Consider the following 22,309-nt stretch of genomic DNA (forward strand, 5'->3'; position numbering starts at 1 on the left):
CCTTTCAAAGATTTTGGGAAACTTTACTATTCCTATTGCATAATTGCGGTTTAAGTGATCAGGAAACGCTTTTTACACTCGATAGCTTGAGAAATAGTGCCTTGTACCGGGAAGATCAAAATAGTTATCTGTTATATCCCAATAAAGAGTTATTGGGCTTTTTGGAGAAAAACACCATCCCTAAAACAGCGGTGACCCAATCTCCACTTTTAACCCAATTGCTTGAAAAAAATAACACAAGCATCCTTGAGCAGGATGTTCAAGGAGATTATCATTTCAACGGGAGTTTCAAAAATGCGCGTGACTTGTCAGAAGCTTTAAATGCTTTGGACCCGGATCAATTCTCGGTAAATCCTGCCGATAAAAAGGAAGTATTCCAGGTTTTCGAAGCGGTGTTTAATCATAAGGCTTTTACGGGTCGTTCGGGTACTTTCTACGGATATGAAGGCTTGGGATCAATTTATTGGCACATGGTTTCTAAGCTCCAACTGGCTGTTTACGAGTGCTGTAAAAAAGCCTTTGAGGAGAATGCCTCCCAAGCCATACTCGATCGGTTGATTGGGCATTATTATCAAATCAATGAAGGCATTGGCGTGCATAAGTCTCCTAAAGTTTACGGGGCTTTTCCGACTGACCCCTACTCTCATACGCCAGCGGGTAAAGGGGCCCAACAACCTGGGATGACTGGTCAGGTCAAGGAGGATATTCTCTGCAGATTGGGTGAGTTGGGTGTCTCCATCGAGGAGGGAAAACTTGTTTTTCATCCATTTATGCTCAAAAAATCAGAGTTTTTGACTGAAGTTCAAATTTTTGAGTATGTGGATGTCCAAGGAAACTTCGTAAAAACTCCCATTTCAGAAAATTCACTTTGCTTTACCTTTTGCCAAGTTCCCATCGAGTACAAACTCAGTACTCAAAATTCCATTGAAGCAATTTTGGACGAGGGAATTAAACCGATCCAAGTAGAAACCTTAAGTCTAGATGAAAACTTAAGTGAACAAATTTTTAGGCGGAATGGAGCTGTCAAAAAACTATTGGTGCATGTAAATGAGGCAATGCTCAAATAAACCTACTTTCTAAAGATTCCAATGAAAAAGAAAAGGACACCTAATCAACAGCTAGCCCAACACGTTGAAGCACTGCTTACTCAAATGACGCTGTCTGAAAAAATAGGGCAAATGAGTCAGGTCCGACATTTTGATGAAGGTATGCCTGCTGCCATTAAAACCCATTTGATCGGATCGGTAATCCATACCGAAGGACCAAACCCGGGAGAAGACGCAGAAGGGTGGCAAGCCAAATTCAGAGCACTTCAAAAACTAGCGCTATCTACCCGATTAAAAATCCCCTTGCTTATCGGAGTGGATGCAGTTCATGGACAAAACACGTTTGAAGGCGCAACGATTTTTCCCCATAATATCGGCTTAGGGGCAGCAGCAAATTCGGACTTAGTAGAAAAAGCGGCAGCTATTACGGCTGTGGAAGCCCAAGCCACTGGATTCAACTGGGTTTTTTCGCCCTGCGTGGCCATACCCATGAATGAAAAGTGGGGTCGGGTCTATGAAGCCTTCTCAGAAAATACAGAACTGACTACTCGGTTAACAAGAGCTTCAGTCAAAGGTCATCAAGGCTACAATGGAAAGATTGGAGTGATGGCCACTGCAAAGCATTTTATCGGAGACGGGGCAACTGATTTCGGACTGGAAGGGGGCAGCACCACACTGAGCAGAGCCGAAGTCATCCAACGGCTTCTTCCTCCCTATCAAGCCGCAGTACAATCAGGTGTTGGATCCATCATGGCTTCATTTAATACTCTGGACGGGATTTCTATGCATGCTCACCAGGCGATGATTACCGATATGCTGAAAGGGGAACTTGATTTTCAAGGCATGGTAGTTTCAGATTGGAAGGCCTATTCCCGATTTGGACAAAACGACATCATCAAGGCAGGCATAGACATGGTCATGGCTGTTGATGGGGACCTGGAAGAGTTTCAAGAAGGGGTCCGATTGGCTGTATTGAATGGAACTGTCTCAGAAGATCGAATCAATGATGCGGTTCGGAGGATTCTGAGGCAGAAATTCCGATTCGGTTTATTCGAAAATCCCTTTCCGGATAAGGGTCTAATTTCTAAAATCGGAATTCCAGAGCATCGAAAAATAGCCCGACAGGCTGTTCGGGAATCTTTGGTTCTACTGAAAAATGAAAATCAGACTTTGCCCCTAAATCCGTCTTCTAGAATCGTTGTCGTAGGTCCCTTTGGGAACAATAGTGGATTACAATCAGGAGGCTGGACCTTAACCTGGCAAGGAACTTCCAAAAACTATGCGGGTGCAACTACTATTTTGGACGGAATCAAAAAATTCGCGCATCACCAAGTTCGCTATGATCCGAATGGAAAAGCAGCAATGGATAACGTGGATGTGGCGATTATCGTAATCGGTGAAAATCCGTATGCAGAATTTTTTGGAGATGTGGGTGGCGAGATGGACTTATTTCAACTCAGTTTGACCCAAGAACAGCAAAATTATCATAAAACCTATACCGAAAAAGGAATCAAAACCGTCGTGGTGTTGATTTCCGGCAGACCCCTGGTGACCACCCAACAGATTGAGCAAAGCGATGCCTTTGTTGCCGCTTGGCTTCCCGGTTCTGAAGGAGATGGAATCGCTGAATTACTCTTTGGCTTGGCCGATTTCAAAGGAACACTTCCACATTCCTGGCCAAAATCTGAGCAAGATTATCAGGGAAAGTATGGTCCTAATTTTTGGGACAAATCGGTTAATCCCCTTTTTCCAATCGGATACGGGTTGTCTTACCAAAAGTCTACTTAATGCTCTATAAACCGTCGCTAATCCACACTTTAAGCATGAGAACGATCCATACAAAAGCCCTGGCCGCACTTGTCTTGATGGCTAGCTTTTCTTGCAACGAAAAATCAACAGAACTTCAAATCGAAAAATCAACAGAAGTGACCGCAAAAGAAATCTTAGGAAACCCTGCCTATTTGGCTATCTCATTTGAAGGCTATCGAGAACGATCTCGGGATATACAGCCGTCTGTCGATCAGCTCAAGGAAGATTTAAAAATCTTATCGGCCATGGGAATTAAACTCGTGAGAACCTACAATGTACAGCTCGCTCATGCGGCTACGCTTTTAAAAGCCATTCAAGAATTGAGTAAGGAAGAGGAAGATTTTGAGATGTATGTCATGCTTGGTGCCTGGATGGATTGTAAAAATGCCTGGACGGATTTGGAGCCAGACCATGGGGTAGAAAGTGAACAGAATGCCCAAGAAATAGCTCGTGCCGTGGCTTTGGCCAACAGCTATCCAGAGATCGTCAAAATCCTAGCTGTAGGAAATGAAGCCATGGTCAAATGGGCTACCAGTTATTTTGTCCAGCCGGATGTGATTCTCAAATGGGTAAATCACCTGCAAGCCTTGAAAGCAGCCGGAGACCTTCCAAAAGACCTTTGGATCACCAGTTCAGATGATTTTTCCTCTTGGGGCGGAGGGGATCCAAGTTATCACACCGAAGATCTTAAGAAGCTAGCCCAAGCGGTTGATTACATTTCTATTCATACTTACCCTTATCACAATAGCCACTACAATCCTGATTTTTGGAGAGTTCCCCTAGAAGAATCGAAGCTTTCCCCGATTGAAAAAGTTGATCAAGCCATGCTCCGGGCACGGGATTTTGCCATCTCTCAATACGATTCGGTGGCAAATTACATGAAAAGCATCGGTGTGGATAAACCCATTCATATCGGAGAAACCGGCTGGGCTAGTCTATCCGACGGCTTTTATGGACCCCAGGGTTCCAAAGCTGCAGACGAATATAAGCAAGCGCTGTATTATCAACACATGCGAAAATGGACCAACCAAAAAGGGATTTCTCTTTTCTATTTCGAAGCATTCAACGAGCAGTGGAAGGATGCGGGTAACCCAATCGGTTCAGAAAATCATTTTGGCCTTTTCGGATTGAAAGGAGAAGCGAAATATGCGCTTTGGGATTTGGTCGACCAGGGAATTTTCAAAGGCCTTACCCGAGACGGAAATCCTATTGTCAAAACGTATAACGGAAATAAAGAGCGTCTACTTCAAGATGTTTTGGCCCCTCCTGCACACTAAATTCAAGTAACTCTCAGATGGTAAAAATTTCTCAGGCGTCTAATCTTTAACCCCCATTAACCATGTCAACTAGGTCAAATACAGTCCCCATGGGACAGAAAATAGCCTTCGGAGTCGGGATGCTAGCCAATCAGATGTTCCCCGCTTCCCTTGGGATATTTATGGTGGTGCTGGTGCAGAATCTAGGATTCCCAGGGTGGATGTGGGGAATGGTCTATTTTCTTCCCCGGGTCCTTGATGCAGTCACCGATCCCATTATGGGCTTTATCTCCGATAACACCAAATCGGTTTGGGGAAGAAGGCGGCAATATGTTTTTCTGGGTGCTATGGTCATGGGAATTACGTTCTCGGTCATGTGGCAACTTTATGGAGAAAACAGTGTGAACTATAATTTTATCTATTTTCTATTCGGTTCGTTTGCCTTCTATATCGGATTGACCATTTTCAGTGTTCCGTATGTGGCGATGGGTTATGAGATGAGTGAGGACTTTCATGAGCGAACACAAATCATGGCCATTGCTCAATGGATTGGTCAGTGGGCATGGGTAATCGCCCCTTGGTTTTGGGTCATTATGTATGATCCCAGCTGGTTTCCAAGCCCTGAGGCTGCCACTAGAGAATTAGCCGTTTGGGTAGGCGTGATTTTTGCCTTTTGCGCCATGATTCCCGCGATTTTTATTTCAAGTAAGTCCACCAAAAATGAAAACTTTTCTCCACTGACCTTTCATTCCATCGGTGCCAGTGTTGCTCAAATCATCAAAGGGTTCAAAGAAGCTTTTTCTTCCACTCCATTTCGAAAACTCTGTATTTCAACTTTTTTTATTTTCAATGCCTTTAATACCGTAGCCGGCTTTGTCTTTTTTATCGTGGTTTGGCACTTGTTTAATGGCGATGCGGGCGCAGCAGGTTACTGGACACCTATTTTTGGAAGTGTTGGGGCCTTGGTCACTACCTTTATTGTGATTCCAATTGTGGCTTCGATGTCCAAAAAAATCGGTAAAAAGAATGCATTTATGGTTTCTCAAGGCATTGCCTTAGTCGGTTATGCCTCGTTATGGTTTCTTTTTGTTCCGGGAAAACCGTGGATGTTCATTTTCTCTCTTCCTTTTCATTCGTTTGGAATTGGGAGTCTTTTTGTATTAATGATGTCCATGACTGCCGATGTGATCGATTTGGACGAATTGAACTATGGAGTGCGGCGTGAAGGTGTCTTCGGTGCAATATATTGGTATATGGTCAAGTTTGGGTTCGCTATTGCCGGTGGACTAAGCGGAGTAATTTTATCGGTAGTAGGATTTGATGGCAATGCTGCCATTCAGCCCGAAGGTGCCGTAGATGGCTTGAGGTTATTTTTCTCAGGACTTCCCATGCTCGGTACCCTAGCTGCCATGTACCTGATGCATGACTACGATGTGGATGAGGCGCGGGCAAATGAGATTCGGGCAGAACTGGAGAAAAGAAAGGCCAAAAAAGCAGCACCTCAAATCACTTATACCTCCTATCAGGAAGGAAAACCGATTTGGCTTTCTGAAGTCGATAAAAGGACAGTTGCCACTTACCAAAGTAAATTCGAGGGTAAGTCGATTTCCCAAATCAAAGGCATGTTTGACCAAACGCTAACCCGTGGATTTCACGGACTTTGCTTTAGTCCCTACCTCCAAGGTCAAAATATAGGAGATATCTTAACTGAGGAGCAAATCAGACGAAGAATGGAAATCATTGCTCCCTACACCCAGTGGGTACGCTCCTTTTCCTGTACCGACGGCAATGAACTCATCCCCAAAATAGCAAGGGAAAAAGGCTTAAAAACCATGGTGGGTGCTTGGCTGGGCACGGATCCATCCAAAAACAAAGCAGAAATCAGCTCTTTGGTTCAATTGGCCAAAGAAGGCTGGGTTGATATGGCTGTGGTAGGCAATGAAGTGCTACTTCGAAATGAACTGACCGAAAAGGAGGTTTTGGACTACTTAAATGAAGTGAAAAAATCAATTCCTGAGGTGCCAGTGAGTTATATCGACACCTATTTCCAACTCGCTCAGCGACCTGAACTAGTCGAGGCCTGTGATTTGGTTTTGGCCAACTGCTATCCCTTCTGGGAAGGCTCTAATATCGATCAGGCTCCTGTTTACCTAGAAAAAATGGTTGAAATGGCAAAAAATGCAGCCAAAGGAAAAACGGTAATCGTAACGGAGACGGGCTGGCCGGATTCGGGCGAATCGATGCATGCGGCAACTCCTTCAACTGAAAATGCCATGAAATACATCATTGCTTCCAATCAATGGGCCCAAGAAAATGGAATTGCGATGTTTACCTTCTCTTCCTTCGATGAGCCTTGGAAAGTACATCACGAGGGTGAGGTGGGACAAAGCTGGGGCATCTGGGATAAAAACGAAAACTTAAAATACTAATTCCTATGTCATTTAACGCTGACCAAGTTTTGGCACTTGCCGGGAAAAATCTTCAAGGATTATCCATTCAAGAATTGACCAACTCATTCCATGAATTGCTTCGGGAAGGCATGCATGGTATCTGTTTCAGCCCTTACCTGGAAGGACAACAGCCCGGAGATACCCTGACCGAAGAACAGGTACGTCGCAGGCTAAAAATCATTCAACCCCATACCCAATGGGTGCGATCCTTTTCTTGTACCCAAGGAAATGAATTGATTCCTATCCTTGCCAAAGAATTAGGCATGAAAACCCTGGTTGGTGCCTGGTTGGGAAAAGATAACCAAATCAATCAAGAAGAAATTCAAGGCCTGATCAAGTTGGCAAATGAGGGATATGTGGATATTGCGGCGGTAGGTAATGAGGTGATGTACCGTAAAGACCTCTCAGAGGAGGAATTGCTCGATTTTATGTATCGGGTGAAAAAAGAGTTGCCCAAAACCGTGGTAGGTTATGTCGATGCCTACTATGAGTTTGAACGAAAACCCAGGATCACGGAGGCCTGTGATGTAATTTTGGCCAATTGCTACCCGTACTGGGAGGGCTGTGCCTTGGATTATTCGCTACTGTATATCAAGGATATGTATAATCGGGCCCTTAAAGCTGGACAGGGCAAAAAAGTCATTATTACCGAGACTGGATGGCCCAGTCAAGGCTCACCGCTATATGGGGCTGTTCCATCGGCGGAAAACTTTCTAAAATACTTCATCAATACCCAAACTTGGTCCAAAATAGATTCAGTGGATATCTTTTATTTCTCTTCTTTTGATGAATCCTGGAAAGTGGGCGCAGAAGGTGATGTCGGGGCTTATTGGGGAATTTGGGATAAGAATGAACGGCTAAAATATGGATAAAGAAAACGGAGCTGGTTAAAAACAGGTGCTCTTAACCCTTTGATTCGGTTAATTTTAACTGGAATCGAAGGGCTTTTTTTAGGTTAAATCGTTAGTCTTTGCTCATCGGAACAAGTCAACCAGTCAAAAAATCGACTTAAAGGGTGGTCAATAAGGCATCAGGGTTGTTTTCTTTCAAAAAGTACATTTCAATGGCTCCATGATTTTTGATGTCTATTTTTCCTCGGTATTGACAAGCTACCTGATCTCCAATTAATCCATACGTGTGTTCTGAAATATTTATCCTGCCGGGTTCAGAACTAGATTCTAACCGGGATGCAATGTTAACCGTATCCCCCCAGATATCATATTGCCATTTTTTGATTCCAACGATCCCAGCAACCACCGGTCCAGTATGAATACCGATTCGCATTTCAAACCGATGTACCTGGGAAAGGGGGTTTGAGCGAACTAAATTGCACATTTCCTTGGCTGCATGGATGGCATCCATCACATGGGTGGTATTGGGAATAGGGATCCCCCCTGCACACATGTAAGCATCTCCGATGGTTTTGATTTTTTCCAGGCCGTGCTTTTCTACGATTTCATCAAACTTACTAAAATAATAATCGATGCTTTGTACGATCAATTCAGGATCCAAATCCTCCGAGGCCTTGGTGAAGTTTTTAAAATCGGTAAACATGACGGTGACAGCCTCATATTTTCGAGCTTTTACTTTTCCATTTTCCTTAAGCTCGGTGGCAATATTGGCTGGAAGAATATTGAGTAGCAATTTTTCTGAGCGATCTTTTTCAGTTTCAATGATTTGTTTGGTTTTACGCTCATACCTATATTTTTTAAAAACTCCTACAGCAATAATTCCTGCGAAAAGGAACAAACCTCCCGTACTGTAAAGTAACACTTCTTGTCGCTTGGTTTTTAATAAATTAAGTTCCGATTCTTTCTCTAAAAGCTCCACTTCAGCCTGCTTCTGAGACACCTCCAGGTTTGTTCGAAGATCCGCCAATTCTTGAATCGCTTTCAAATTATTTAGGCTGTCCTTATAGGCTGCGTATTTTTTAAAAAACCGGTAGGCATCAGCCAAATTCCCCGTTTTCTCAAAGTATTCGGCAAGTTTCTCACTGGCATCTCTGATCTGTTCTTTAAATCCAAATTTTTCAGCAATGGAATGGCTTCTTGAAGCATAGCGAATCGCTGCAGGATAGTTTTGCTGGGCCGCGTAAATTTCGGCCATATATCCATTATACACTGAAATGGGATAATAGTCTTCCATGGATTGAAGTAATTCCACTGCTTGGTTGAAATTTACTTCGGCTTGTGGGTTTTGGCCTAGTTTAGCATAAACCATCCCCAAATTTCCCAGGTTATAAGCTTTTCCGGTGAGGTAGTTTATTTTTTCGAAAATGACTTCGGATTTTTCAAAGTAATAAATAGCTGAGTCGTATTGATCTTCGCTAAAGAACTCATCTCCGATATTCAAATAAGCCGTAGCCAGAGAGGTTTCATCGCCCGTTTGCAGAAATATATCGATGGCATTTCGGTAGTAATCGACAGAATTTTGGTGTACGCCAGAGATCGAATACACGTCAGCTATGGCCAGGTAGGCTTTTCCCTTCTGATTGAAATTACTGAAGTCTTGGGTATATTCCAGACTTTTGAAAAAATTCTGAGAAGCCAAATCCAAATTTCCCAAAAGACGCTGAACCGAACCTTGATTAAAATACCCTGAAAATATCCATTTGGAAAGATTCTGCTCCAAAGCTTCTTCAGTAAGCATTTGGGCATAAAAAAGCGCACTGTCGGGGTCATTATGATTAAATGAAATATTGGACAACAGGTAAAGGCGAAGAGTATCTGTCTGCCCCCTTTTGGGATACTTTTCAAGTTCCAAAAGGAGGCTATCGGCTTTTTTCTGATCTTGAGCCACAGCATGCTCAAGTTTAATCATGAGCAAAAAAACTCCTATTATCCCTACCAGGCCCCGTATTTTCATTGATGTTCTTCCTCGACAAATGGCGAAGGATTGATTTTTAATTTTGGATCAATGATGAATGTTTTTTCCACATGGGTTTGAATTCTTTTTACTCTAAATGAAATGTCATACTTGACTTCCACGTCCTGACCAATTGACTCATTAAGCTTTCCTGAAATGTTATTTCCGTTACTTCTGAGCGGATAAACTGAAAAAATCTGAGGACCATTTGGGGCAATAATTTCAGCTTCGATGACTCTGAAAAACTCACTGTTGATTCCTTCAAAATCAAATTTCCAAGTCACTTTATTTGCACCGTATACCTTTGAGGTGAATTCGGCTGGCTTTCCCCTATTTGATCCACCCGGATACGAACCCCCGTTGTCATCTTTAACTTCGCACAGGTTATCTAAAATACCTCCATTGAAAAGATCCTCGATTTGGATCGACAGGTTGATCATTACATTTCTAGGCATACTTATTTTTAGTTATTACTGTGTTAAAATACAAAAAATATAATATCAACTACATAAAAATGCGGAATTAAATTTTTTTACGGCTTCCTCCTCTTTTTTTTAAAAATCAGTCAATCCAAGCTTCCTGTTCACTGCGTAATTCTATGGCATAGGGATCAAAGTGATCAATGTCAACCTAACTGTTATTATCTAAAACACTAACTATTATGAAGTACAACAAACAAATTTTTGGAGGATTGCTTCTGCTCTTCTCTGGATTGTTTTTCGCTTGTGACAACAACGAAGAACCCATGATGCCTGCACCGATGCCAACCGGAAATGAAACGACTTTCCAGCTGGGCTCGGTCTCTGACCCTTCCATCTCAGGAACAGCAGAGTTTATTGAAAATGATGACAATACGACCACAATCAATCTGATGTTGTCAAATACCTCCTCAGGGGGGATGCACCCGGCACATATTCACATGAATACGGCCGCCGAGGGTGGAGATATTGTCTTGACTCTTGGTGTGGTGGATGGAAATACCGGAATGAGTTCCATTACGGTGGATTCATGGGATGACGGCACACCTGCCTCCTACTCTGAGTTGATCGCCTATGACGGGTACATCAATGTTCATAATTCCATGAATGACCTGGGAACGCTACTTGCTCAAGGAGACATCGGGGAAAATGTACTGACCGGAGAGAGCAAAACCTATGATTTGGGAGAAGTTGATGTAGCTGGAATTAGTGGAACAGCAACATTTAGAGAGCGGGTAAATGGGGAAACGCTGGTAGACATCAGGTTGATGAATACTCCAGAAGATGGAATGCACCCAGCCCATATTCACTTTAATACCGCTGCTGAAGGTGGAGACATTGCCGTTTCGTTCAACCCAGTTGATGGAAGTACAGGTAGAAGCATGACCAACATCGCGATGCTTGACGATGATTCTTCCATCAGCTACGATCAATTGCTGGATTTTGATGGCTATATCAATGTGCACCTTTCTGCTGAAGAATTAGGAACGATTGTGGCTCAAGGTGATATTGGGCAAAATGAACTTACTGGAGAATCAAAGGAATATACCCTAGGAGAAAGAGATGTAGATGGTATTTCAGGAACAGCTACTTTTTTTGAGCGAGTAAACGGGGAAGCCCTTGCAGAAATTCGATTAATGAATACCCCAGAAGATGGAATGCATCCCGCTCACATCCATTTTAATTCCGCCGTGGAAAGCGGTGCTATCGCATTCACCTTCAACTCCGTGGATGGAGCTACCGGAATCAGTAAAACAAATGTATCCATGTTGGATGATGAAACACCGCTGACATACAATGAGGTATTGGATTTTAATGGCTACATCAATGTCCATTTGTCTATGGAGGAATTGGGAACTATCGTGGCTCAAGGAGATATTGGATCCAATGAATTAACCGGTGAATCAACCACCTACAATTTAATGGAAGTGGATATTCCCGGAGTAAGCGGAACGGCAACCTTTAGGGAACGAAAAGACGGAAGTACCTTGGCAATTATCGAATTGGAAAACACAGTGGATGGAGCTTCACATCCTGCCCATATCCACGAAAACAGCGCTGAAGAAGGAGGGGATATTGCGGTTACCTTCAATCCGATAGATGGGACCACCGGCATGAGTATGACCCATATTAGAGCATTGGATGATGATTCAGTGATTACCTACAGCGAAATATTGGAATTTGACGGCTATGTCAATGTACACCTGTCCATGGAGCAATTAGCAATACTAGCCGCCCAAGGAAACATCGGAAGTAATGTGAATTAATAGATGGTTAGTTAGTTTGGGAAGGCTCGGTCCATTGGACCGGGCTTTTTTTATTTCTAAAAAGGATTAATCCAGTTTCTCCAACCCCTGAAGTCTGATTTCAAAATCATATTGTAAATCTTCATGCAAACCCAAGATCAGCTTTTTGGCTTTCTCTAGCTGTATTTGGTATAAATTATCAATCACTGGGTACTTAAACTGCAAGTAGCCATACTCTTTGAGTTGCTCACAGAAGTATAGTATTGCCTCGATTTGATCTTCCTTTTTTTTGCTCAATTTGAGCATTTTATTCAATTTTCGTCGGATGGCTTGAGCCGATTTTTTTGCGTAATAAGCCTGGTTGACATTACTTTTTTGAAATTCAGTATCCAATTCCTCTTTGACCATTTCCAGAAAAAGACCAGGATTTTCCTTCTCCTGGAGTTTAAAAAAAAGAAAGGCCTTGTTCTCTCGACTGAATTTGGCCAAATCAGCAATGAGATGGATTAATTCCTTTTCAGGTAAAAGGCTTAATTCCTTTTTAAGTTGAGCCAAGCTGGGGAACTGCATGAATTTTTAACGGTTGAATGAGCAAAAAACGAAATGGCATTAGAATTCTCAATCAAAGAATTTTCTATTGCGCCACAAAATTAAGCTATTCAGGGAAAATTGCGCTAAATCAATTTATTAAACCCATTGATCAAAATCTATTGAAGATGCTAGCTCAAATCCCTAAGTTTATTAACAAATGAACCCAAAATGGAAGCTTACGGGAAAATACTATTGATCGCCATGCCGGCCTTTTTTCTATTGGTCCTGCTTGAAAAATTCTGGGGCCTTTGGAAGGGAAATGACACGGTTCCACTCAAGGACATGATTTCGAGTTTGAGTTCCGGCATGACCAATGTGACCAAGGATGTGTTAGGCTTGAGTATTGTTATTTTATCTTATCAATGGTTTTATGACCGCGTGAGCCTAATTGATATCCAAAGCACTTGGTTGGTTTACCTTATCGCCTTTTTTGCCTTGGATTTTGCCGGTTATTGGACCCATCGGATTGCCCATGAATACAATATTTTTTGGAATAATCACATAATCCATCACAGTTCGGAGGAGTTCAATTTGGCCTGTGCACTTCGTCAAAGCATTGCTTCCATCGTCAAGATTTTCGCCGTGTTTTTATTGCCGGCAGCGGTTTTGGGAGTGCCTACTGAGGTGATCGCAGTAGTAGGCCCCTTACATTTATTTGCTCAATTTTGGTACCATACCCGTCACATTGGACAACTGGGATTTTTGGAAAAAATCATCGTCACTCCATCCCACCACCGGGTTCATCATGCCATCAATCCAGAATATTTGGACAAAAACTACGGGCAGATTTTTATCTTTTGGGACAAATGGTTTGGGACTTTTCAACAGGAAAAAGAAAGTGTTCCAGCCGTTTATGGGGTTACCCGACCGGTCCGGACTTGGAATCCTATTAAAATCAATTTTATGCATTTTTGGCAGCTGCTAAAGGATGCTTGGAGAGCAAAAAGCTGGTCGGATAAAGTTACCATTTGGTTTAAACCTTTGGGATGGCGACCTGCTGATGTAGCAGAAAAATACCCCATCAGTAAAATTGAGGATGTGTACCATTTTGAAAAATACAATCCTGAGCTAACCAAAGGCATGTTGATTTGGAGCTTCAGTCAATTAATTGCGCTACTGTTGCTGCTCAGCTATTTGTTTGGAAACTTAGCTGAAATCGCCTCACCAGGGATTTTTTATTTTGGTGGATTTATCTTTTTGACCATTTATGCCTACACCGAATTAATGGATCGAAACCCCTATGCTTGGGCCTGGGAATTACTAAAATTTTTTTACGCGGGATTCTTTCTTGTAACCACCGGAGATTGGTTTGGATTGAGTAATTTTTTGCCAGGATCGGTGTCTATTTTTGTGGTCTACCTGACTTTGTCGGCCTTATGTTCCATTTGGTTTTCATACCGGAAAGAAAAATGGCAGCTTGCCAATTAAAATCACCTATTAGCGCATGAAAGAACTACTACAGATTATCCAAGCCTATCAAAGTTGCAAAGCTGAAAATTTGCCAGTGGCCTTAGCCACAGTGGTCAAAGTAGAGGGCTCTGCCTATCGTCGGCCAGGGGCCAGAATGCTCGTGACAAATGAGGGGAATTTAACTGGAGCGATCAGTGGAGGTTGCTTGGAAGGGGATGCGCTACGAAAGGCTCAAACCGTGATCTTTCAGCAAAAATCCATGCTTGTCACCTACGATACCACCGATGAGGATGATCAGAAATTCGGGGTTGGACTGGGCTGTAATGGAATCATCCATGTGTTGATTGAACCCATTGAATATGCCAATCCAAAAAACCCCATTGAATTGATCATTGAGGCAGTAAAGGACCGGCAGACTTGTCTTCTCCTTACGCTTTTTTCCATTCCCAGATCTAAATCAGAACAAATTGGAACGGTCTTCCTAAAGAAAGGAAATCAAGAATTTGGGTCGCCCGAAAAAGTGGATCCTCCTCTTTGGTTACAACTTAAGCATGAAATTCAATTCATTGAACAAGCTCATAATCAAATAATTACCTATCAGGATCAAGGAGGGATTTCTGTATTTTTTGAGCAAATCAAGCCCGCTATCCGAGTTTTACTTTTCGGAGCGGGAAATGATACCCTACCGGTAGCTGAACTTGCTCAAATCTTGGGGATGGAATTAATCCTGATTGATGGCAGAAAAAACCTGGCTACCCCTACCCGGTTTCCTCAAGCAAAAAAAATCATTCACGGTCCTGCAGAGGAAGTCCTTGATCAAATCGAAACCGATATACACACGGTAGCCTTATTGATGACCCATAATTTTGAATATGAAGTCATTGTATTGCAAAGATTGCTGACCTGGATGATCCCCTATATCGGAATTTTAGGGCCCAAGAAAAAAACCGAAAAGCTTATTGAGCGACTTGAATCCAAGGGCATTCAGGTATCATCAGCGTCTATTTATGCGCCAATTGGATTGGAAATTGGGGCAGAAACTTCCCAAGAAATCGCACTCTCCATTTTTGCAGAAATCAAGGCAGTGTTAAACAAGAAGCAACCCATTTTTCTCCGGGATAAAGTGGGTCCAATTCATGAACTAGGAGAAAAAATCTAGCCTAAATCAGGGGATTAGCATGGAGGAGACTGCTAGCAAATTTCAACCGAACGTTTAACTCACCTCAAATGAAATGAATACAGGAATTATCATTTTGGCAGCAGGTTCATCTTCCCGTTTAGGTAGACCAAAGCAATTAATTGAATTCCAGGGAAAAACCTTAATTCAAAAAGCCATAGATGAGGCTCAAAATAGTTCTGCAGACTCCTGGGTTGTCGTGCTGGGTTGGAATCCTGAATTGATCAAGTCAGGATTTAATTCAAGCCTAACTCGGTATGTGATAAATGAAAATTGGACACAAGGAATGGCTTCCAGTATGCAGCATGGCCTTCAGTATTTGATCCAACATGAAAATCCCGATCAGGTAATTCTTATGCTTTGTGATCAGCCTTATGTAACGGCTGAATTACTCAATCAACTGATTTTCGAAAAGGAGCAATCCAGAAAAGGAATGGTGGCCTGTGCCTATTCCAAAACGGTTGGAGTTCCTGCAATTTTTGATCAAATCTATTTTGAGCAAATGCTTGCGTTAAAGGTATCTGAAGGAGCAAAGAGCCTTATTTTAAAAAATCGTTTGGATGTGTATGAAGTAGACTTTCCACTCGGCGCGGTGGATTTGGATACGGAAGCGGATTTGAATCAATTGAAAATCGGGAATGCTTGATACCAAAACAAGGTATTCGATCTCACTAACCAACTCCTCCAAATCCAATCCTTTGATCACTGTGGATCCCTACTCACCCTCATGCTTTGGTTTGAATCAAGTAAAATGGATTCCTCAACTCTGTTTGAGGCTTTCACTTACCTCCAGCAGCTTTTTTTCTTCTTCCTTGGATAAATTCCCCCTTATTCTACCTGCCAAGACAACTAACTCTCAAAAGGACCCTTAACTCTCAAAAGGACCCTGCCCTACCCAAGACCTGGTCCATGAACAGGATCCATGAGTTTGAATTCCATCGGAAAAATATACTCCCCAATAGGAAATTTGAGACAACTTGGTACATGGAAAGATACCCGACAGGATGGAGCTTCTACTTGAGTTTACGCAACCTTGTCACTACAGATTCAATCCATTCCGCAGCCTGTTGAATTTCATCATTGCTTGTCGATCTCCCTAGGCTAAACCGAATCGAAGCCCTCCCTAAATCTGCATTTAATCCCATTTCTTGCAAGACATGACTGGGTTTAGGAGAAATTGAACTACAAGCAGAACCCGAACTGACCGCCACTTTTTGGTTGATTTGTTTAAGCAGCTCCTCTCCTTCCAATCCTGCAAAGGCAATATTGGTTACATGAGGCAAACGGTTAAATTGACTACTATTCAAAAATGTATCCGGTATGGCCAAAATCATCCTTTCCAAGGTATCACGCAACTTTTCGAGTCGTTGGCTTTCGGCCTCCATTTCCCGGGAGCGTAGTTCTGCTGCCTTTCCAAAACCTACAATTCCAGGGACATTTAACGTTCCACTTCGGAATCCTTTTTCGTGACCTCCACCATGAAGTTGGGCCAGTGGTTTGGGTAATTCGTGATTGTGCCGGACATAGAGTGCACCGACCCCTTTAGGACCATAAAGTTTATGTGCCGAGAGGGCCATGAGATGAACTCCCTTAGTGGAAACCGGGATTTTTCCAGCGGCTTGCACGGCATCAGTACAAAGAATAATCTGTTTGGATTCAGCCATTTCAGCGATCTTAGGGATTCGATGAATCAGGCCTGTCTCATTATTTGCCCACATCAGACAGATCATTTTGGTATGGGGAAGGATGGCATTTTCCAATTCCTCCAAACTGATTTCGCCTTGGGAATTAACCGGTAAATAGGTGACTTCGGCGCCCTTTTTTTGAATTTCCGAAAAGGTATCTAATACGGCTTTATGCTCAGTTTTGCAGGTGATGTAATGTTGCTTTTCACCTAAAAAAGCTTCAAAGGTTCCTTTGATCCCCAAATTTATGGATTCGGTAGCCCCGGAGGTAAAAATGATTTCTTTTGGCTTTGCTCCAATTAATTGTGCCAGTTGCTCACGGGCCATTTCTACGGCGTTTTCTGCTAACCAACCATAAGGATGAGCTTTACTTGCTGAGTTACCAAAGTGCATTCCGAAATAAGGAATCATCGCTTCGATTACTTCCGGCGCACAAGGGGTGGTCGCATTATAATCCAGGTAAATGGGATAATTCATGGGGTGAAAATAAGAATTCCTTCCTCTAGCTTCGAAAAGATGAAAATGTTTTTTGGCCTTGATCCTAAAAATTGGAAATTTGGCTATGCAAGAAACCTGGACCTTTGATCTGCAGACTTCCCAAATATCCGACACCTCTCTTTTTGATGTGCTGAAAACAAAGAAAAATGAACTGGGTATTTTCCTTTCCTATTATTTCAAAAAAGACGGAGCCGTGGCTGAAAATGTGGTTTTAGATCGCCTTCCTACATTTCTATCCCAAACATCTGGTTTTTTTCATCTCCATTTTGACCTGATTTTTTTTAATGCCTGCTTGAATATTCATGAGCAAGAAAAAGAAGAAATGAAAATTACCTTTGAGCTTGACAGGAAAGCCAAAACAATTATCCTAACCGGACCGTATTGGCCAAGTCGAGAAATGGATGAAATTTGAATGGGCTTTTTGGGCTTAAGTTTAGAACGATGTTTTCCCTGCGCTAAAATCATTGGAAATCGAAGCAATTGAAGTAATTTTGATTTTGAATTTGAGGCTTTGAGCCTGTTAAAAATCAACGCTAATCTCGTGAAAGACTCTACCGAATCACTTAATTTCATCGAACATATCATTGAAGAAGATCTTGCCAATGGTTTTCCTAAAGAAAAACTTCGCTTTCGTTTTCCTCCCGAGCCCAACGGCTATCTGCATATTGGTCACGCAGCATCGATTTGTCTAAATTTTGGACTAGGCGAAAAATACCAGGCTCCGGTAAATTTACGATTCGATGATACCAATCCGGCCAAAGAGGAGCAGGAATATGTGGATGCAATCAAGCGAGATATTGCTTGGTTGGGTTTTACATGGGCTGAGGAACGCTATTCTTCTGACTATTTTCAGCAACTTTATGATTGGGCCGTTCAATTGATCAGGGAAGGAAAGGCTTATGTAGATGAACAAACTTCCGAAGAAATCGCAGCACAAAAAGGAACGCCAACCAGCGTAGGAACACCCAGTCCTTTTCGGAACAGGCCCATTGAGGAAAGTTTGGATCTTTTCGAGCGAATGAAGAATGGAGAATTTCCCGCTGGCTCCTATTTGCTTCGTGCCAAAATCGATATGGCTTCTCCAAACATGCACATGCGGGACCCCATCCTGTATCGCATCATTAATAAAGCCCACCACCGAACTGGTTCAAAATGGTGCATTTATCCCATGTATGACTGGGCCCATGGGCAATCTGATTATGTGGAGCAGGTTTCCCATTCGCTATGCACCTTGGAGTTTAAAGCCCATCGGGAGCTGTACGATTGGTATTTGGATCAGATTTATGATTCAAGCTTACTTCGACCCAAGCAACGCGAATTTGCCCGGAGAAATCTGAGTTTTACGGTCATGAGTAAACGAAAACTTCTCGAATTGGTACAGAAGAAAATCGTCAATGGATGGGATGATCCTCGTATGCCAACCATTTCAGGCCTGCGTCGAAGAGGCTATACTCCAAGTGCCATTCGGAATTTTAGTGAAATCGCGGGGATATCTAAGCGAGATAATGTCACTGAGGTTTCGCTTCTGGAATATTGCATTCGGGAGGATTTGAACCAAACGGCTACTCGGGTAATGGGAGTGTTGAACCCCGTGAAATTGGTCATTACCAACTACCCCATCGATCAAACCGAGACGCTCTACCTTGAAAACAATCCGGAGGACCCCAATTCTGGAACTCATGAAGTTCCCTTTTCCAGAGAATTGTACATCGAGCGGGAAGATTTCAAAGAGGACGGAGGGAAAAAGTTTTTCCGTCTTTCCATTGGAAACGAAGTCCGCTTAAAAAGTGCCTACATTATCAAAGCCGAGTCGGTGCTAAAAGATGAACAGGGTGAAATTATTGAAATCCAAGCTACCTATGATCCGGATTCAAAATCTGGAAGCGGCTCGGAGGCCAGTCAGCGGAAAGTCAAAGGAACCTTGCATTGGGTTTCCATTTCGCATGCGGTCAAAGCAGAAGTTCGAGAGTACGACCGCTTGTTTTTAGACGAATCTCCTGACTCGCATGAAGACAAAAACTTCCTTGACTTTATCAATCCAGATTCTCTCAAAATCATCAAGGAAGCTTACCTGGAGCCCTATTTGTCCCATGCCACGATGGATGAAAAATTCCAATTCCAACGCTTGGGTTATTTTACCCTTGATCCGGATTCTCAACCCGGGCACTTGGTTTTCAACAAAACCGTAGGATTAAAAGATACTTGGGCTAAGCAAAATACTGAAACCACTGTTCAGCCTAAACCTCAATCAACTGTCCCGCAGCAACCCAAAAGGAAAGCCTTGAACGAGATTCAACAAATCAGTAAAAAGCTAACCAACCTCTCTGGGGAGAAATTGGAAAATGCGATTCAGTCGATTCAGGAATTGGCAAAGGAGGTAAGCTATGATGAGTTGGAGCCACTTTTCAATACCGCCGCCAAAAAAGTAGGCACTCGAATTGGAGTGACCCTTGCTTTGGGAGTTATGCTGAAGAAGGGACAACAGCGAAATGAGACCATGGAGGCCTTTATTCAGTCTGGATTGAATGATGAGAATGAAATTTTGAGGTCTGCGGCTGAAGAACTGACCTAAACGATAAATTCTTTGAAAGAAAAAAGCCACTCTGAACCTCAGGGTGGCTTTTTCATTATTAAAACTATGGAAAAACTATGCGCGTCGAATATCCAACTTGATATCCGAAAATTCATTTTGTTCAATAAATGGCTGACTTCGCAATCGACGGCCTGTGGCAGCAAATATTGCATTGGCAATCGCTCCTCCTGTTGGAGGTAAAGCAGGCTCACCCAAACCAGTAGGATCAAAACCCGTATCTAAGAAGTGCGTTTCAATTTCAGGAACCTCCTTCATCCGGATCAGCCGATAGGAATCAAAATTCTTTTGTTTGGGGACACCGTTGTCAAAGGTCAAGTTGGTAAACATGGCATGCCCCATACCATCAACAATTCCCCCACGTACTTGATGATTGGCTCCGGTGGGATTGATGACCATTCCACAATCTGTCACAGCAGTGATTTTCTTCAAGGTCGGTGTACCGTTTTCCATTTCAATATCTGCTACTTGGGCAACATAGGATCGATGGGAATAATACACACTGAAGCCTTGTTTGACGGTTGGACTTTTTCCCCAATTCGATTTTTCAGCCGCTGCTTTCACCACTCCAATCATTCTGTCTACATCATATCCCAACTCTCCTACTGGATTAGATTTGGCGCGGTTGAGTAATTCCAAACGAAAATCTACAGGATCTTTTCCTGCCGCCAAGGCTACTTCGTCGAGAAAACTCTGTTCAGCATAGGCAAGGAAATTAGTAATCGGAGCTCTCCAGGCATTGGTCGTAATACTGGACTCATAATTTACACTTTCGATTAGAAGGTTATCTACTGCGCCGGATGGAAAATTATGTTCTCGGGTACTATTTCCGGCATTCATTCCTACCCCTCGCAGTTTATAGCCGATCATCGTACCGGATTGATCCAAAGCCGCTTCAAATCGGTAGCGGACCGCTGGCCGATAGGCTCCACCGGTGAGTTCGTCTTCCCGATCCCAAATGACTTTTACAGGAGCATTCATGGCTTTGGAAATATGAACGGCTTCTTCTACAAAATCCGCCCGTAACCTCCGACCAAAACCACCACCAAGTCGGGTAATTTCAACGCTGACATTTTCAGCAGGAATTCCCAGAATTCCAGCGGCAGTTTGACGGGCTCTATCGGGGGTTTGGGTAGGTCCGATTAATTCACATTTATCTCCTTTGACATGGGCAAAAAAGTTCTCCGGCTCCATGGGAGAATGCGCTAAAAAAGGGCACTGATATTCTGCAGTGACTACTTGAGCAGCCTGACTAAAGGCCTGATCTACATTCCCGTCTCTGCGCCTTTCTTCAGCTTTGCCATTGGCGATCAACTCCCTGAAAATTTCATCGTGATCTGAGGAGCTTTCCACCTTTCCATCGGGTTCATAACTGATTTTCAAGAGCTTTTTTGCCTTCAGTAAGGGCCAGGTTTTGTCACTGACCACAGCCACGCTATTCCCGAATACGACCACATCTTTGACTCCGCTCACTCCTCGGGCTGCATTTTCATCCACCGATTTGATTTTCATTCCAAAAGGAGCGCGCTGAACCATGGCATGAAGCATTCCTTCCCGTTGGAAGTCCAAGCCAAAAAGTGGCTTTCCGGTGTACATGTCTTTGGCATCTACATTTTTTACGGCAGTACCAATGATTTTAAAGTCCTTTTTCTCCTTCAATTTGACGTCTTCAGGAGCGGAAATGGAAGCTGCTTCAGCTACAAATTCACCAAAATGACCGCTTTTGCCGGATCCTTTATGGGATATGATTCCCTGGTCAACCGTAATTTCTTCAGCTGGGACATTCCATACTTTGGCCGCTGCTGCAACCAGCACAAATTTAGCGGTGGCCCCAGCTTTTCTCAATCGTTCCCAACTATGCGGCATAGCACCGGAACCTCCGGTCAGCTGCCGGTCGTATTTTTCGGTATCCAAATGGGCCTGAAGAACACGAACTTTCTCCCAGTCTGCATCGAGCTCTTCGGCTACGACCATGGGGAAAGAAGTTTTGATATTTTGACCTAATTCAGGATTGGGGGAATAAATTACCACATCACCTGTTGGTGAAATGGACAAATAGCTATTGAAGTTCTTGGCTTGAGCCAGCACTTCTTCGGTGCTAAGCACTTCCACTTTGGGCGAGTCGCAACCAAACATATTGAATCCGATAAACAATCCACCGGCAGAGGTACCTGCAATTTTGAGAAAGTCCCTTCGAGTTGTTTTTGTAAGTGATCTCATGATTAGTTGTTTTTGGCTGCTAAGGCTACCGCTTCACGGATTTTGTGATATGTACCGCAACGGCATAGGTTACGGTTCATGGCGTTATCTATTTCTTCCATGCTTGGGCTGGGATTGTTGTTGAGAAATGCCGCAGCTTGCATAATTTGCCCTGCCTGACAATAACCGCACTGAGCAACATCCACTTCCTCCCAGGCTTTTTGAACAGGATGATCCCCATTTTCGGATAAGCCCTCGATGGTGATAACTTCCGAATTTCCTACACTTGAAATCGGAGTCACGCAAGAAAATGTAGCATTACCGTTAATGTGTACCGTACAGGCACCACATTGAGCAATTCCACAAGAGAATTTAGTTCCTACCAATCCGATATGGTCTCTGAGTACCCACAAAAGTGGGGTGTCATCCTCAACTTCAACTTGGTGGCTTTTTCCGTTTACTTTTAGATTATAGGTGGCCATGATTTAATTTTTGTTTCCCTTCTAATT

General features: G+C 43.0%; 16 protein-coding genes and 1 pseudogene. 11 read left to right on the forward strand and 6 right to left on the reverse strand.

Annotated features, from left to right (window positions below; all coding sequences use genetic code 11):
* From Q0L00_RS13250 to Q0L00_RS13270, 5 genes and pseudogenes are all read left to right on the forward strand, one after another.
* A pseudogene (locus Q0L00_RS13250) lies at positions 1-1,067 on the forward strand (hypothetical protein); the annotation flags it as partial.
* A gap of 21 nt (positions 1,068-1,088) precedes the next feature.
* Positions 1,089-2,834 carry a glycoside hydrolase family 3 N-terminal domain-containing protein gene (locus tag Q0L00_RS13255; RefSeq protein ID WP_297337362.1) on the forward strand — a complete coding sequence of 582 codons (1,746 nt, stop codon included), beginning with the start codon at positions 1,089-1,091 and terminating at the stop codon, positions 2,832-2,834.
* A gap of 35 nt (positions 2,835-2,869) precedes the next feature.
* Entirely contained in the window at positions 2,870-4,132 is a 1,263-nt protein-coding gene (locus tag Q0L00_RS13260; protein WP_297337363.1) for a glycosyl hydrolase family 17 protein, read from the forward strand.
* A 62-nt stretch (positions 4,133-4,194) separates the two neighbouring features.
* Positions 4,195-6,540: an MFS transporter gene (locus Q0L00_RS13265; RefSeq protein WP_297337364.1), complete on the forward strand. Its 2,346-nt coding sequence runs from the start codon at positions 4,195-4,197 to the stop codon at positions 6,538-6,540.
* 5 nt (positions 6,541-6,545) lie between these two features.
* Positions 6,546-7,433 carry a glycosyl hydrolase family 17 protein gene (locus tag Q0L00_RS13270; protein ID WP_297337365.1) on the forward strand — a complete coding sequence of 296 codons (888 nt, stop codon included), beginning with the start codon at positions 6,546-6,548 and terminating at the stop codon, positions 7,431-7,433.
* Between the two features lie 136 nt (positions 7,434-7,569).
* Here Q0L00_RS13270 and Q0L00_RS13275 read toward each other — a convergent pair whose 3' ends face one another.
* Both Q0L00_RS13275 and Q0L00_RS13280 read right to left on the reverse strand, forming a co-directional pair.
* On the reverse strand, positions 7,570-9,381 hold the full coding sequence (locus Q0L00_RS13275) for an adenylate/guanylate cyclase domain-containing protein (RefSeq protein WP_297337366.1): 1,812 nt from the start codon (positions 9,379-9,381) through the stop codon (positions 7,570-7,572).
* 41 nt (positions 9,382-9,422) lie between these two features.
* On the reverse strand, positions 9,423-9,881 hold the full coding sequence (locus Q0L00_RS13280; RefSeq protein ID WP_297337367.1) for a hypothetical protein: 459 nt from the start codon (positions 9,879-9,881) through the stop codon (positions 9,423-9,425).
* A gap of 206 nt (positions 9,882-10,087) precedes the next feature.
* Here Q0L00_RS13280 and Q0L00_RS13285 point away from each other — a divergent pair, with 206 nt between their 5' ends.
* The gene (locus Q0L00_RS13285; RefSeq protein ID WP_297337368.1) at positions 10,088-11,671 is read left to right on the forward strand and encodes a CHRD domain-containing protein; all 1,584 of its coding nucleotides are present in this window, start codon (positions 10,088-10,090) and stop codon (positions 11,669-11,671) included.
* A gap of 66 nt (positions 11,672-11,737) precedes the next feature.
* On the opposite strand, the gene Q0L00_RS13290 is transcribed toward Q0L00_RS13285, so the two are convergent.
* A complete protein-coding gene (locus Q0L00_RS13290) occupies positions 11,738-12,220 on the reverse strand; it encodes a hypothetical protein (protein ID WP_297337369.1) in 483 nt (160 codons plus the stop codon).
* A 189-nt stretch (positions 12,221-12,409) separates the two neighbouring features.
* Here Q0L00_RS13290 and Q0L00_RS13295 point away from each other — a divergent pair, with 189 nt between their 5' ends.
* The 3 genes from Q0L00_RS13295 to Q0L00_RS13305 all read left to right on the forward strand — a co-directional run bounded on the left by Q0L00_RS13295 (position 12,410) and on the right by Q0L00_RS13305 (position 15,474).
* A complete protein-coding gene (locus Q0L00_RS13295; protein WP_297337370.1) occupies positions 12,410-13,669 on the forward strand; it encodes a sterol desaturase family protein in 1,260 nt (419 codons plus the stop codon).
* A gap of 16 nt (positions 13,670-13,685) precedes the next feature.
* Entirely contained in the window at positions 13,686-14,810 is a 1,125-nt protein-coding gene (locus Q0L00_RS13300; RefSeq protein WP_297337371.1) for an XdhC/CoxI family protein, read from the forward strand.
* 73 nt (positions 14,811-14,883) lie between these two features.
* A complete protein-coding gene (locus tag Q0L00_RS13305) occupies positions 14,884-15,474 on the forward strand; it encodes a nucleotidyltransferase family protein (RefSeq protein ID WP_297337372.1) in 591 nt (196 codons plus the stop codon).
* Positions 15,475-15,841: 367 nt separating this feature from the next.
* On the opposite strand, the gene Q0L00_RS13310 is transcribed toward Q0L00_RS13305, so the two are convergent.
* Complete coding sequence (locus tag Q0L00_RS13310) at positions 15,842-16,990, reverse strand: cysteine desulfurase family protein (RefSeq protein WP_297337373.1); 1,149 nt, start codon at positions 16,988-16,990, stop codon at positions 15,842-15,844.
* 85 nt (positions 16,991-17,075) lie between these two features.
* On the opposite strand from Q0L00_RS13310, the gene Q0L00_RS13315 reads away from it, so the two are divergent.
* Both Q0L00_RS13315 and Q0L00_RS13320 read left to right on the forward strand, forming a co-directional pair.
* Positions 17,076-17,423 (forward strand): hypothetical protein, encoded by a 348-nt coding sequence (locus Q0L00_RS13315; protein ID WP_297337374.1) that lies wholly within the window; start codon positions 17,076-17,078, stop codon positions 17,421-17,423.
* 129 nt (positions 17,424-17,552) lie between these two features.
* Positions 17,553-19,583, forward strand: a complete 2,031-nt coding sequence (locus Q0L00_RS13320; RefSeq protein ID WP_297337375.1) for a glutamine--tRNA ligase/YqeY domain fusion protein — start codon at positions 17,553-17,555, stop codon at positions 19,581-19,583.
* Positions 19,584-19,658: 75 nt separating this feature from the next.
* Here Q0L00_RS13320 and Q0L00_RS13325 read toward each other — a convergent pair whose 3' ends face one another.
* Together Q0L00_RS13325 and Q0L00_RS13330 are read right to left on the reverse strand one after the other, a co-directional pair.
* Complete coding sequence (locus tag Q0L00_RS13325) at positions 19,659-21,821, reverse strand: molybdopterin cofactor-binding domain-containing protein (RefSeq protein WP_297337376.1); 2,163 nt, start codon at positions 21,819-21,821, stop codon at positions 19,659-19,661.
* 2 nt (positions 21,822-21,823) lie between these two features.
* Positions 21,824-22,282, reverse strand: a complete 459-nt coding sequence (locus Q0L00_RS13330) for a (2Fe-2S)-binding protein (RefSeq protein ID WP_297337377.1) — start codon at positions 22,280-22,282, stop codon at positions 21,824-21,826.
* Positions 22,283-22,309: the final 27 nt, after the last annotated feature.

Origin of the sequence: Algoriphagus sp., from assembly GCF_024305035.1 — a bacterium.
In the GTDB taxonomy this organism is placed as follows: Bacteria; Bacteroidota; Bacteroidia; order Cytophagales; family Cyclobacteriaceae; genus Algoriphagus.